The sequence below is a fragment of the Agromyces sp. C10 genome, from assembly GCF_023217995.1.
In the GTDB taxonomy this organism is placed as follows: domain Bacteria; phylum Actinomycetota; class Actinomycetes; order Actinomycetales; family Microbacteriaceae; genus Agromyces; species Agromyces indicus.
Genome location: NZ_JALPSX010000012.1, coordinates 52,774 through 65,793, shown reverse-complemented (window position 1 = coordinate 65,793; position 13,020 = coordinate 52,774). Strand labels below are relative to the sequence as shown.

Annotated in this window: 15 protein-coding genes and 1 tRNA gene; 9 read left to right on the top strand and 7 right to left on the bottom strand. The window is 72.9% G+C overall.

Annotated elements, in window-relative coordinates:
* The first annotated feature begins 46 nt into the window (after nt 1–46).
* The 6 genes from M1L56_RS14030 to M1L56_RS14005 all read left to right on the top strand — a co-directional run bounded on the left by M1L56_RS14030 (nt 47) and on the right by M1L56_RS14005 (nt 4,188).
* Complete coding sequence (locus tag M1L56_RS14030; RefSeq protein ID WP_248599697.1) at nt 47–1,342, top strand: glutamate-5-semialdehyde dehydrogenase; 1,296 nt, start codon at nt 47–49, stop codon at nt 1,340–1,342.
* An 87-nt stretch (nt 1,343–1,429) separates the two neighbouring features.
* A complete protein-coding gene (locus M1L56_RS14025; RefSeq protein ID WP_067948495.1) occupies nt 1,430–1,651 on the top strand; it encodes a hypothetical protein in 222 nt (73 codons plus the stop codon).
* Between the two features lie 16 nt (nt 1,652–1,667).
* Complete coding sequence (nadD, locus tag M1L56_RS14020) at nt 1,668–2,267, top strand: nicotinate-nucleotide adenylyltransferase (RefSeq protein WP_248599696.1); 600 nt, start codon at nt 1,668–1,670, stop codon at nt 2,265–2,267.
* Entirely contained in the window at nt 2,264–3,592 is a 1,329-nt protein-coding gene (locus tag M1L56_RS14015; RefSeq protein WP_248599695.1) for a hypothetical protein, read from the top strand. Before nadD ends, M1L56_RS14015 begins: the two co-directional genes overlap by 4 nt.
* 35 nt (nt 3,593–3,627) lie before the next feature.
* Entirely contained in the window at nt 3,628–4,035 is a 408-nt protein-coding gene (rsfS, locus tag M1L56_RS14010; RefSeq protein WP_067946814.1) for a ribosome silencing factor, read from the top strand.
* Between the two features lie 77 nt (nt 4,036–4,112).
* Nucleotides 4,113–4,188: transfer RNA gene (locus M1L56_RS14005), tRNA-Ala, on the top strand.
* A gap of 79 nt (nt 4,189–4,267) precedes the next feature.
* Here the strand turns inward: M1L56_RS14005 and M1L56_RS14000 are convergent.
* Complete coding sequence (locus M1L56_RS14000; protein ID WP_067946815.1) at nt 4,268–4,483, bottom strand: hypothetical protein; 216 nt, start codon at nt 4,481–4,483, stop codon at nt 4,268–4,270.
* A 12-nt stretch (nt 4,484–4,495) separates the two neighbouring features.
* On the bottom strand, nt 4,496–5,329 hold the full coding sequence (locus tag M1L56_RS13995) for an alpha/beta fold hydrolase (protein ID WP_248599694.1): 834 nt from the start codon (nt 5,327–5,329) through the stop codon (nt 4,496–4,498).
* Nucleotides 5,330–5,469: 140 nt separating this feature from the next.
* Between M1L56_RS13995 and M1L56_RS13990 the strand changes: the two genes are divergently transcribed.
* Entirely contained in the window at nt 5,470–5,994 is a 525-nt protein-coding gene (locus tag M1L56_RS13990) for a hypothetical protein (RefSeq protein ID WP_248599693.1), read from the top strand.
* Between the two features lie 66 nt (nt 5,995–6,060).
* Here M1L56_RS13990 and M1L56_RS13985 read toward each other — a convergent pair whose 3' ends face one another.
* The 5 genes from M1L56_RS13985 to M1L56_RS13965 all read right to left on the bottom strand — a co-directional run bounded on the left by M1L56_RS13985 (nt 6,061) and on the right by M1L56_RS13965 (nt 11,128).
* Nucleotides 6,061–7,560 carry a dihydrolipoamide acetyltransferase family protein gene (locus tag M1L56_RS13985; RefSeq protein WP_248599692.1) on the bottom strand — a complete coding sequence of 500 codons (1,500 nt, stop codon included), beginning with the start codon at nt 7,558–7,560 and terminating at the stop codon, nt 6,061–6,063.
* A complete protein-coding gene (locus M1L56_RS13980) occupies nt 7,557–8,585 on the bottom strand; it encodes an alpha-ketoacid dehydrogenase subunit beta (protein WP_248599691.1) in 1,029 nt (342 codons plus the stop codon). The genes M1L56_RS13985 and M1L56_RS13980 overlap by 4 nt, the downstream gene beginning before the upstream one ends.
* Nucleotides 8,582–9,709 (bottom strand): pyruvate dehydrogenase (acetyl-transferring) E1 component subunit alpha, encoded by a 1,128-nt coding sequence (gene pdhA, locus M1L56_RS13975; RefSeq protein ID WP_248599690.1) that lies wholly within the window; start codon nt 9,707–9,709, stop codon nt 8,582–8,584. Before pdhA ends, M1L56_RS13980 begins: the two co-directional genes overlap by 4 nt.
* Nucleotides 9,710–9,818: 109 nt before the next feature.
* Complete coding sequence (locus tag M1L56_RS13970; protein WP_067946825.1) at nt 9,819–10,313, bottom strand: Lrp/AsnC family transcriptional regulator; 495 nt, start codon at nt 10,311–10,313, stop codon at nt 9,819–9,821.
* A complete protein-coding gene (locus M1L56_RS13965) occupies nt 10,310–11,128 on the bottom strand; it encodes an oxygenase MpaB family protein (RefSeq protein ID WP_067946827.1) in 819 nt (272 codons plus the stop codon). The genes M1L56_RS13970 and M1L56_RS13965 overlap by 4 nt, the downstream gene beginning before the upstream one ends.
* 63 nt (nt 11,129–11,191) lie before the next feature.
* On the opposite strand from M1L56_RS13965, the gene M1L56_RS13960 reads away from it, so the two are divergent.
* Nucleotides 11,192–12,373, top strand: coding sequence for a glycoside hydrolase family 3 N-terminal domain-containing protein (locus M1L56_RS13960; protein ID WP_248599689.1), 1,182 nt, complete (start codon nt 11,192–11,194; stop codon nt 12,371–12,373).
* A gap of 73 nt (nt 12,374–12,446) precedes the next feature.
* Nucleotides 12,447–13,013 carry a YceI family protein gene (locus tag M1L56_RS13955; protein ID WP_248599688.1) on the top strand — a complete coding sequence of 189 codons (567 nt, stop codon included), beginning with the start codon at nt 12,447–12,449 and terminating at the stop codon, nt 13,011–13,013.
* Nucleotides 13,014–13,020: the final 7 nt, after the last annotated feature.

The following is a 13,020-nucleotide window of genomic DNA, read 5'->3' as shown; positions in this document are numbered from 1 at the left end:
GTCACACGGGCGCTCGCACGCCCGAGCGCGAACTAGGCTTGGCCGCATGACCGACGTCCGCCCCGACCCCGCCATCGACCTCGAGTCGAACCTCGCGTCCGTCCTCGACGGGCGGCTCGCCGCCGCGAAGCAGGCGTCGCGCCGGCTCGCTCGCGCGACCACCGCCGAGAAGGACGCCGCGCTGACGGCCATCGCGGAACGGCTCCGGGCCCGCGTCGACGAGATCGTCGCCGCCAACGCCGCCGACCTCGACGCCGGACGCCGGTCCGGTCTCAGTACCGGGCTGCTCGATCGCCTCACCCTCGACGAACGGCGCATCGGGGCGATCGCCGACGCCGTGCTCGACGTCGTGGCCCTCACCGACCCCGTGGGCGAGACGGTGAGCGGGCGCACCCTGCCGAACGGCGTCCGGATCGAACAGGTCCGCGTCCCCCTCGGCGTGGTCGGCGCGATCTACGAGGCGCGCCCGAACGTCACGGTCGACATCGCGGCGCTGGCGCTGAAGAGCGGCAACGCCGTGGCGCTGCGTGGCGGCTCGGCCGCCGAGCGCACCAACGCCGTGCTCGTCGAGGTGCTCCGCGACGCGATCTCGAGCTCGGGCCTGCCCGGCGACGCCGTGCAGACGGTCGACGACTACGGTCGCGAGGGAGCACGCCACCTCATGCGCGCCCGCGACCACGTCGACGTCCTCATCCCGCGCGGGAGCGCCGCGCTGATCCGCGCGGTCGTCGACGAGGCCACGGTGCCCGTCATCGAGACGGGCGCCGGCGTGGTCCACATGTTCCTCGACGCGAGCGCGCGCGAGGACTGGTCGGTCGACCTGGTCCACAACGCCAAGGTGCAGCGGCCCAGCGTGTGCAACGCGCTCGAGACGCTCCTGGTGCACTCGGATGCCGCGGCGCGGCTGCTTCCGCCCGTGCTGGAACGCCTCGAGGCGTCGGGCGTGACGGTGCACGGCGACGAGCGCGTGCGCGAGCTGCACCCCTCCGCCGTGCCCACGACCGAGGAGGACTGGGCGACGGAGCACATGAGCCTCGACCTCTCCGTCGGCATCGTGGACTCGCTCGACGAGGCGCTCGAGCACATCCGGCGGTACTCGACGAAGCACACCGAGTCGATCATCACGAACGACCTCGGCAATGCCGAGCGGTTCCTCGAGGAGGTGGACGCGGCGGCCGTCATGGTCAACGCCTCGACCCGCTTCACCGACGGCGCCGAGTTCGGCTTCGGTGCGGAGGTGGGCATCTCGACGCAGAAGCTGCACGCGCGCGGACCCATGGGCCTGCCGGAGCTCACGAGCACCAAGTGGATCGTGCGCGGCGCGGGGCACGCGCGCGCCTGACGCGCCGGTGCCCGGCCCGGGTCGGACGACCGCGTTCTGACCGGTAGACTGTCCGGAGCGACATCCGCGAGACCTGGAGGAACGGCGATGAGCCTTGCGACGGCAGTGCTGACGAACACGGTGTTCACCGAGACCGAGTTCGCACGGGAGCTCCCGTTCGAGCCCTTCGTCTACGGCATCATCACGCTCGTGATCTTCTTCGCACTCGGCGCCGTCACGTACTCCTACCGCGACGTGGCGAACCGTCACCGCGCCAAGGCCGCCGCGTACGCCGCGCGCCACGCGGGAGGCGAGCACGGCGGTCACTGAGGTCGTCGGAACGGCCATGGCGACCGAATCGCGCCGACCACGCATCGGCGTGATGGGCGGCACCTTCGATCCCATCCACCACGGTCACCTCGTGGCGGCGAGCGAGGTCGCGCAGTCGTTCGAGCTCGACGAGGTCGTGTTCGTGCCGACCGGGCGGCCCTACTACAAAGAGGTCGTGACGCCGGCCGAGCACCGGTACCTCATGACCGTGATCGCCACGGCCTCGAACCCGCGGTTCACCGTCAGCCGGGTCGACATCGACCGGCAGAAGCCGACCTACACGATCGACACCCTGCGCGACATGCGCGCCGAGCGCCCCGACGCCGACCTGTTCTTCATCTCGGGAGCCGACGCGATCGCCCAGATCCTGTCCTGGAAGGACGTCGAGGAGCTCTGGTCGCTGGCGCATTTCGTGGCTGTGAGTCGCCCGGGACACGTGCTGTCCGTTTCGGGATTGCCTGAGCAGGACGTAAGCTTGCTCGAAGTACCGGCGCTGGCGATCTCGTCGACGGACTGCCGGGATCGGACGCGCCGGGGCTTCCCGGTGTGGTATCTGGTGCCTGACGGGGTCGTCCAGTACATCTCCAAGCACCACCTCTACCGGAGTGTCGAATGACGTCGTCGCAGGAACCGCCGCTCACGCGTCGCGAGATCCGCGAGCGCGAGCGCCTGGCCGAGCAGCAGCGTTCCGAAGCCGCCGCGGCCCAGTCGACGGATGCCGCACCCGCGCCGCCGCCCGCCTCGCAGCCGTACCCGCAGCAGCCTCGCGTGCCGCAGCCCGCCACGTCGGGCGCGCCGCAGCCCGGCGGGTACGGGGGAGCGTCCGCCCGCGGACCGATGCCGGCGCGGAGCCCCCAGGGGCCTTCTCCCGCCGATCGCCGCCACGGCGAGGCCCGGCCCGGACCTGCGCCCCAGCAGCGGCCGCAGCATCCGAGACCGCCCCGCCAGGGCGCGTCGATGCCGCGATACGACGAGCTTCCGCCCGCGCAGCGCCCGCATCCGGGCACGGCCACCTCGTCCGGACCGGTCCCCTCGCAGGCCCAGCGCTCGGCGACGACCTCCGGCGGCCTGGCGGCCACGGCGTCCGGCGCGATGCCGACGCCGGCTCCGGCACGCCCGCAGCCGCAGCGTCCGTCGCAGCCCGAGGTGCGCACGGCGGCGCCGCAGCCGGCGCCCTCGCAGCTCAACACGCCCGAGCGCACGCTGACCCGGCGCGAACTGCGCGCCATGCTCGACGCCCACGCGGCCGACGGGTTCGAGGGCGACGACGACCAGCGGCGCCCCGCGCCGGATCGCGGCTCGGCGCCGCAGCGCCCGACCGCGGGGGAGTCGCCGCCGCGATCCGCGGCACGGCCCGAGGCCCCGCACCGTTCGGCACCGCACCAGGCGCCGATCCGGGCGGCCGCGCCGCACACGACCGTCGACGCGGGTCTCGATGAGCCGGTCGTCGCACCGAAACCGGTCGGCCACTGGACGTCGCAGCTGAACCTGCCGGACGACCGCGAGGAGCCCTACGACCAGGTGCTCTCCCGTGGGGGCTCGCCTCGTGGCGTTCCCACGACCACGAACGCGCTCATCCTCCCCACGCTGCCGGACCATGGTGCGCTCGGCACGCCGCTCGCGCCCACTGGCGAGATCATGGTGACCGGCTCGATCGACCTGCCGCGGAGCTACGGCGCCACCGGAGTGCACCCGAGCCAGATCGACTCCGCCGACGTCGACCGGCTCTTCGACAGCAGCGTCGAGGACGTCGCGGGTCCGGGCGTCGCGCCCGTCGCCGCGACCCGCGCGATCAGCACGCAGGGCCAGAACCGCGCGATGGTGGCGCCGCCGTCGAAGGAGGGCATGAACGTCCCGCTCGTGCTCGCCGTCACCGCCGGCGTGCTCGCGCTCGGTGTGGTGGCCACCCTCGTCGTCGGCGCCATCGCCGGGCTCTTCTAGGCATCCATCGTGTCCGCAACCAGGAAGTCGAGTACATGACCGCATCCGACCACGCACATCGCCTGCTCGCCGTCGCCGCACGCGCGGCGGACGCCAAGGGGGGCGAGGACCTGGTCGCGCTGGACGTGTCCGAGCCGTTGCCGTTCGCGGACGTCTTCCTCCTCGTGAGCGGCAATTCTGAGCGGAACGTCGTCGCGATCGCCGATGCCGTGGTCGAGGCCGTCCGCGAGGCCGGACAGGACGTCGCGCGGCGTGAGGGGCGCGACGGCGGACGCTGGGCGCTGCTCGACTTCGGCGACCTCGTGGTCCACGTCTTCCACCAGGAGGAACGCCTCTACTACGGGCTCGAGCGGCTCTGGCGGGACTGCCCGGCGATCCCCGTGGCACCGCTGCTGGAGCGCCACGACACCTCGACCGGGGGGCCTGCGGCGCCGTCCGCGTGAGGCTCCCTCGATTTCATTTCGGGGCCGGGGCTGGTGTACGCTGAATCCGTTGCCCCGCACGGGGCGGCATCCCGAACGGGTCTGTGGCGCAGCTGGTAGCGCACCTGCATGGCATGCAGGGGGTCAGGGGTTCGAGTCCCCTCAGATCCACCATCATCGAGAACCCCGCCACCGAGTGTGGCGGGGTTCTTGCGTTCTCAGGATGAGGTTCGCACCCGGCTGGGGTGCCGGATCACGCGGCCTGCAACGACCCCGAGCGGCGGACGCGGGTCACGGCGTCGGGTGCCGCGGTGAATCGGCCGGCGTGCCCGGCCTCGGTCACGTAGTGCACGCGGATGCCGCGGCCGACGCGCGCGAGCTTGGTGATCTCGTACACGCTGCCGGTCGCGCTGACCAGCGTGTCGCCGACGGCGAGCTGGATGGTCTGCTTGAGTTCGACGGCTTCCATACTGAGAGCATCTCAGGACCCACCGACATCCGGGGCGGGACCACCGGCCAGGCGGACCAGCTCGGCGGCGAGCCGCTCGGGGGAGGTGCGGGGGACCACGTGACGGTCGCCCGCGACCGACACGAGGCGCGCCTCGGCGCCGTTCTCCGCGAAGAGGCGCCGGCACCACGCTTCGCGGGCGATCGGGTCCCGCTCGCCGCGCACCACCGTTGCGGGAACCGTGCAGCCCGGCATCCGCTCGAGGGTGGGGTACCGCATCATCTCGCGCAGCACCTTGAGGTACCAGCGGACGCCGCCGCGGAAGTAGTCGCGGACCACGAGCGCGTTGACCGGCATCGGCTCGCCGAGGGTGTCGCGCAGCAGGTCGAGCGCCTGCTGCCGAACCGAGCGCCGCTCGACGTCGACGACGGGCCCGACCATGACGACGTGGCGCACGCCGTCGGGCCGGAGCCGTGCCAGCTCGAGCACGATCTGCGTGCCCATCGAGTGGCCCGCGGCGACCACCGGCCACGCATCGAGCCGATCGAGCAGCGCGGCGAGGTCCGCCGCGTACTCCTCGACGCTCGTCGCCCGCGCGGGCCGCTCCGTGTCGCCGAACCCGGCCAGGTCGACGTTCCACGTCCGCACGGACGGCGGGATCCGCCCCTGGACCGTGGCGAGCGACGCATGGGTCATGCCGATGCCGTGGACCAGCAGGATCGAGGTGGCCGCGACCTCCGCAGCGCCCGACCGGTGCATGCCGTACTGCCGGCCGTTCACCCGGTACGCCTCGTGCACGGTCTCCGGGGGGTCGCTCGAGCGCGGGCCCTCGCGCGTCCCCGCGCGCCGCGCAGCGTCACCTGGCACCGTGCCTCCGTTCGTCGACGATTCGACGCTACCGTCCGGTGTCTGCGGCGGGCACCCCTTGCGCCCGGCGCGCTTCCTTGACCGCCTCCGGACGGCGGCGGGACAATGAGGGCACGATCCGAACGCAAGGGGCACCATCGATGAGCGACACCACCACCCGTCCGACCGACCCGGCGCTCGTGGATCCGGCGCACGGCGACACCGCCGTGCTCGGGGCCGACGACGTCCAGGCGACCGCCGGAGGTGGTGCACAGCCCTCGGCGGGCGCGACCCGGTCGCGTGGCGCGTGGAGCCGGGACCTGCGGTTCATGACCGTCGTCCTCGCCGCCATCGTGGTCTTGTTCCTGGCGTTCGCGCTCGTGGTCGCCTTCGCGCCCGACGCCTCCGGGGTCACCGCGCTCGCGATCGTCGCGGCGCCGATCGCCACCATGGTCGCCGCCTACTACGGCATCACCATCGTGCTCCGGCAGGTCTCCGAGGCCCGCCGGGCAGCGGATGCCGCCGAGGCCCGCGCTCGCGCCGCCGAGGCGACCGCGCGCGAATCCGATGCGTGGGCCGCGCAGATGGAGTCGGGCCTCAGGCTCGCCGTCTCCAAGCTGGCCGGAGCGCGCATCGACACGCGTGACGTGGAGCGCGCCGCCGGCACCCCGGACGACTTCTTCTAGACCGGCCGGAGCCCGGAAACGATCGAGGCGCATCCCGGCGGGATGCGCCTCGATCCGTTCACCGGCTCAGAGTTCGGCGAGCAGCGCGATGGGCCGCTCGATGCACCCGGCGACGTAGGTCAGGAACGCGGCGGCCTCGGCGCCGTCGCAGACGCGGTGGTCGAACGAGATCGTCAGCTCCGTGACGGTGCGCACGGCGAGTTCGCCGTCGACGACCCACGGGCGCTGGACGAGCCGGCCGATCCCGAGCATCGCGGCCTCCGGGTGGTTGATGATCGCGGCCGAGCCGTCCACGCCGAGGGTGCCGTAGTTGTTCAGCGTGAAGGTGCCGCCCGACAGGGCGTCGGGCGGGAACGCGCCCGTTGACGCCTGCTCGGTGCGCGCCTGCACGGCGTCGCGCAGCTCGCGCAGCGACATCCGCTCGGCACCGTGCACCACCGGAACGAGGAGCCCGCGCGGGGTCTGGGCGGCCAGGCCGAGGTTGACGGCCGAGTGCAGCACCAGTTCGTCGCGGTCGGCGTCGAAGCTCGCGTTCAACGACGGATGCCGCTTCAGCCCCGCCACGACGAATCGTGCGACGAGCGCCGTCATCCCGAAGCGTTCGCCCGTCGCCTCCTGGAGCTGCCGCTTCGCGGCGAGCAGCTCGGTCGCGTCGACGTCCAGCCACACGGTCGCCTCGGGGATCTCGCGGCGTGAGCGCGTGAAGTGCGCGGCGGCGGCACGCTGCAGCCGGTCGAGCGGAACGCGCCGGTCGCCGCCGGGGGTCGGCGCGGTGACCGCCGAGACGGCCGGCGCCGCGGCCGCGGTCTCGGCCGGAGCGCGGCGGGCGTCGTCGAGCTCGCGGATGAAGGCCTCCACGTCGCCCCGGGTGACGAGGCCGTCCGGTCCGGTGCCGAGCAGTTCGCTCGCGTCGAAGCCGTGCTCGCGGGCCAGGCGCCGCACGATGGGCGAGATGACGGGGGAGCGGCGTCCCTGCTCGAGGAGTCCGTGGTGCTCGCCGCCGTCCGCGGCCTCCGCCGCCGGAGCGGACGGTTCGGATGCCTCGGACGACGTCGCCGTCGGCTCCGCGGTCGGGCGCTCGGGTCCGCCCGGGCCCTCGCTCCGCCGCCGTCCGAAGCGGGACGGCGCCGACGAGGAACGGGCCGAGGCCGCGGCGGTGCGGGTGCCGTAGCCGATGAGCACGGCGCCGGACTCCTCGCCCGCGGCATCCGTCGGCACCGCGATGCCGGGCTCGGCCGCCGCCGGTGCCGTGGCCGTGTCCGGGTGCTGGGCGGTCGCCGCCGGCGCGGTCTCGGGCGCGGCATCCGTGCCCTCGACGGTCGCCCCCACAGGAGCGAGCCGGAGCAGGACCTCGCCCGCGTGGAGCACCTGGCCGACCTCGCCGCCGAGGGACTCGACGACTCCCGCGATCGGCGTCGGGAGTTGCACGACCGACTTGGCCGACTCGAGCTCGACGACGGGCTGGTCGACGGTGACCTCGTCGCCGGGCTGCACCAGCCAGGCGACGACCTCCGCCTCGGTGAGGCCCTCCCCGAGGTCGGGCAGGATGAATTCGTGCGCGCTCATGCGAGGTCCCATTCCCACGAGGCGAGCGCGTCCAGCACCCGGTCGGGCGTCGGCAGGTAGTGCTCCTCGAGCTTCGGCGACGGGTACGGGATGTCGTACCCCGTGATGCGGAGGATCGGCGCGGCGAGGTGGAAGAAGTTCCGTTCGGTGAGCCGCGCTGCGACCTCGGCGCCGTAGCCGCCGAACTGCGCGGCCTCGTGGATGACGGCGGCCCGCGAGGTCTTCCGCACCGACGCGCTCACGGTCTCGTCGTCGAACGGCGAGAGGCTCCGCAGGTCGACGACCTCGACCGACAGCCCTTCGGCCTCGGCAGCGGATGCCGCGTCGAGAGCGGTCCGCACGGTCGGCCCGTACCCGATGAGCGTGACGTCCGTGCCCTCGCGGACGACCTTCGCCCGGTTCATCGGCTCCGTGCGGACGGGCAGCTCGAGGCTCGCCTTGGACCAGTAGCGGCTCTTCGGCTCCATGAACACGACCGGATCGTCCCTGTCGATCGCCTCGCGCAGCATCGAGTACGCGTCGGCGGGGTTGGAGGGCATGACCACCGTCAGGCCGGGCGTGGCGGCCCAGTACGCCTCGGACGAGTCGGAGTGGTGCTCGACCCCGCCGATGGCGCCGGCGCAGGGGATCCGGATCACCATGGGCAGCTCGAGGCGGCCCTTGGTGCGGTTCCGCATCTTCGCGACGTGCGAGACGATCTGCTCGAACGCCGGATAGCTGAACGCGTCGAACTGCATCTCGACGACGGGCCGCATGCCGTACATGGCCATGCCGACGGCGGTGCCGATGATGCCGGACTCGGCGAGCGGCGAGTCCCACACGCGCTCGTCGCCGAACCGGGACTGCAGGCCGTCGGTGACGCGGAAGACACCGCCGAGCGGGCCGACGTCCTCGCCGTAGACGACCACGCGGTCGTCGGCCTCCATCGCGTCGCGGAGAGCCGCGTTGAGCGCGCCCGCCATGGTCATCGGCTGGGCGGCGGCGGCCGCGGCGTCGGCGGCGCGTTCGGTCGCGGTGCGGCTCATCGGGCCGTCACCTCCTCGGCGCGGTGGGCGGCGAGCTCGGCCTCGAGGGCGGCGCGCTGTTCGGCGAGCGCGGTGCGCGGGGTCGCGTAGACGTGATCGAACAGCTCCAGCGGGTCGAGCTCGGGCTGCTCGTTCATCGCCTCCCGGGTGCGGGCGGCGAGCGCCTCGGCGGCCTCGCCGATCTCGGCCCGGACCTCGTCGGTGAGGGCCCCCTCGGACACCAGGTACTTCTCGAGGCGCTCGATGGGGTCGCGGCGCTTCCAGTGCTCGACCTCGCGGCCCTGGCGGTAGCGCGTCGGGTCGTCGGAGTTCGTGTGCGGTTCGATGCGGTAGGTGAGCCCCTCGATCAGCGTCGGGCCGCCGCCGGCTCGCGCCCGATCGACCGCGGCGGTGGCGACGGCGTACATCGCGGCGACGTCGTTGCCGTCGACATGGTAGCCGGGCATGCCGTAGCCGACCGCCTTGTCGGCGAGGGTCGTCGCGTGCGACTGGCGCGAGAGCGGCGTGCTGATCGCGAACTGGTTGTTCTGCACGAGGAAGACGGTCGGGGTCTGCCAGACCGCCGCGAAGTTGAACGCCTCGTGCGCGTCGCCCTCGCTGGTGGCGCCGTCGCCGAGGTAGGTGAGGGTCACGATCGGGTCGTGGCGCAGGCGCGCGGCGTGGGCGAGGCCGACGGCGTGCAGCGCCTGCGTGGCCAGGGGCGTGGCCTGCGCGGCGGTGCGGTGCGCCCGCTGGTCGTAGCCGTTGTGCCAGTCGCCCCGGAAGGACTGCAGGATGTCGGCCGGCTCGAGGCCGCGGGTGAGGAGGGCGATGCTGTCGCGGTAGGTGGGGAAGAACCAGTCGTCGGCGGTGATCGCCGAGACGACGCCGATCTCGCAGGCCTCCTGGCCGTACGCGGACGGATACGTGGCGAGCCGGCCCTGCTTGGTGAGCGCTGTGACCTGGACGTCGAACCGCCGGGCGATCACCATCCGCCGGTAGAGCTCGAGGAGGGTCTCGGTGGCGGGCAGCTCGAAGCCGCCGGTCTCGGGCCCGCGCAACGCGTGACCCGCGTTGTCGAGGAGTCGCACTGGCTTCTCGGAGGGCAGGACCCGTGATTCGTGGTGCTCGACGTTGAGGCTCATACGGCCATGGTGCGCCAGTCTGCAGCACCCCCGCTGGGGGTACGCGGCAACGGTGAACGAACGGCACGCGAGGGGGCGAACGGATGCCGCGCGTCCCTCGGGAGGGCGGTCAGGAGCGCCAGATGTCCAGCGACTGCGCAGGCGGCCGACCGTCGATCTCGGCGAGGATCAGGTGCGAACGGGTCGACACCACGCCGGGCATGTCGTGGATGTCCCGGAGGATGGCCTGGCTCAGCTGCTCGTGGTCGGGAGCGCTCACGGTGAGCATGATGTCGATGTCGCCCGAGACCGCCTGGACCTTCTCGACGAACGGCAGCGTCGCGAGCTTCGCCGCGATCTCCTCCCACGAGACGTCGCCGATGCGCACCACCACGAGCGCGGAGATGTTCAGGCCGATCGCCTTGCGATCGATCTGCGCACCGAATCCGGTGATGACACCGCGCTGCTGCAGTGCGAGCACGCGGTTGTGCGCCGCCGTCCGGGAGATGTGGACGCGTTCGGCGAGGGTGCGGACGGACAGCCGGCCGTCACGGCTGAGCTCCGCGACGATCCGCCGGTCGATCGCGTCGAGCGGTTCGCCTCGATGTGCTGCCTGCTGGGTCATCCTCGTCCTCGCGGTTCGGTTCCAGCGTACCGGCTGCGCCGACGGAGCCGTCGGAGCGAGACGCGCGTGGGCAGGGCCCGGAGCCTCGCCGGCACGATGCGGCGCGCGACGCCCAACCCCCGCAACCAGGCCGCGGCGACCCGCCGCGCACGAGGAGTCCAGCGGAACCCGTACGCCTCCCGAAGCGCCGGGGGGAGGAGCGCGGCCGTCAGCAGGCGCACCGCCGGCATGAGCGCCCGCAGCGAAGCCGGCAGTCCGGTCCCGGCGAGCAGGTCGCGCGCCACCGCTCGCGCGTCGTCACCCACCTCCAGCCGCGGCATCCGCTCGGCCCACCACGCATCGAACTCGCGACGCGTCGCCGGCCACCCGGCATCCGCCCCTTGCAGCCGCGCCGCGATCGGCGCATAACCGCGAACGAGCGCGTCCGCGGTCGCCGCATCCAGCGGGCGCCCGGTGAGCCGCTCCTCCAGCTCGAGCGCCACGGCGAGGATGGTCGCCGCGACCCACCGCTGCGCATCCGCATCACGCGCGTCGTACGGACGCGGGCGGTCGCCCCGCACGCGCGCATGCCGCGCGTCGACGACGCGGACCACGTGATCGATGTCGCGATCGTCGCCGAACACCAGCGCGGTCAGGTACTGGTGCGTCCCGTCCAGCCGATCCAGCGGACGCTCACGGAACGCGCTGTGCCGGGCGACGCCCGCCGCGACGCGCGGATCGGCCAGTTGCAGCAGGATCGCCGCCGCGCCGCCGGCCATGAGCGTCCCGTCCGCCGCATGCCGGCGCAGGATCGCGCGGTCGTGTGCCTCATCCATCCCATCCGTTCTACCGCGCCCGCATCCGGTCGGCTCGCAGGCTGGGCCGCGTAGACTCACCGGGTGCGCCGGAGCCTCCCCACGACCCTCGCCGCCCTCGCCCTCGCGGGCACGGCGGTACTCGCCGGATGCTCGGCCCCGGCCCCGGCCTCACCCACCCCGAGCGAAGCCATCACGACCCCGTCCCCGACGCCGACGCCCACCCCGCAGACGGCCGAGGAATGGGCGACCGACCGGGTGTCGGGCATGACGCTCGACGAGAAGGCCGCCTCGGTGCTCATGCTCCACGCCCCCGGAACCGACCCGGCCGCCATGCGCGCCCTCCTCGACGAGGGCATCGCCGGAGTCATCCTCATGGGCGACAACATGCCCGGCGACGAGGCCTCCCTCGCCGCCCTCACCGCCGACCTGCAGCACGACCCCGACGCGGCGACCCTCATCGGGATCGACCAGGAGGGCGGCATCGTCAGTCGGATCGACTGGGATCCCGCACCGGGCCCCGCCGAGGTGCGCGCGCAGCCCCCGCAGGCCGCGCAGGAGGCCTTCGCGGCGCGCGCCGCCGCCCTGTCGGCCGCGGGCGTCAACGTCAACTTCGGCATCGTGGCGGACGTCACGGCCGACCCCGCCTCGTTCATCTTCGACCGCGTCCTCGGCACCGACCCGGCCGGCGCCGGCGAGCGCGTCGCCGCCGCCGTCGCCGGGGAACGCGGCACCGTCGCGAGCACCGTCAAGCACTTCCCCGGCCACGGCGCCGCGCCGGGCGACTCGCACGTCTCCGTACCGTCCGCGCCCCTCACGCTCGACGAGTGGCGCGCCGGCCCGGCGCTGCCGTTCGCCGCCGCGATCGAGGCCGACGTCGAACTCGTCATGACTGGTCACCTGGCGTACCCCGCCGTCGACCCCGCGCCCGCCTCGCTCTCGCCCGAGTGGCACCGGATCCTGCGCGAGGAACTCGGCTTCGACGGGGTCGTCGTCACCGACGACATGCTCATGCTGCAGCACAACGGGCTGCCGGAGTACGCCGACCCGGGCGAGAACGCGGTGCGCGCGCTCGCCGCGGGCGGCGACCTGCTGCTCTACGTGCTGCCCGCCGATCCCGCGGAGTTCGGGATCAGCGTCGACGGGCTGGCCGCCTCGATCTCCGAGGCCGTCGAGTCCGGTCGGATCCCGGAGGCACGTCTCGACGAAGCGGCCGCGCGGGTCCTCGAACTCCGCCGGGAACTCATCGTCGGATCCGGGGAATAGATCCCACTCCTCCATGCGTTTGCATTGAACGTGGCCGGAACCGGCCGAGAATGCATCGAAGGAGCATGACCGAATGACGACGACCGAGACGACCATCGAGATCCCGGGCTACAAGGCCGGAACCTGGAAGATCGACCCGACGCACAGCGAGGTGGCCTTCAGCGTCCGCCACCTCATGATCAGCAAGGTCAAGGGCAAGTTCGAGCGCTTCGACGCGACCTTCGTCACCGGCGAGGACCCGCTCGACTCCCGCGTGACGGCCACCGCCGAGGTCGCCTCGATCAACACGAACGAGCCGAACCGCGACGCGCACCTGCGCACGAACGACTTCTTCCAGGCCGACCAGTACCCGACGATCGAGTTCGTCTCGACCGGCGTCCGCGTCGTCGACGGCGACTTCAAGGTGGACGGCGACCTCACGATCAAGGGCGTGACCAAGCCGGTCACGTTCGACTTCGACTTCGGCGGCTTCGGCACCGACCCCTACGGCAACTACAAGGGCGGCGCCACGGCGAAGACCGTGATCAACCGCGAGGACTTCGGCCTGTCGTGGAACGCGGCCCTCGAGACCGGCGGCGTGCTCGTCGGCGAGCAGGTCACGATCACGATCGAGCTGCAGGCGGCGCTCGTCCAGGACTGAACGCGCC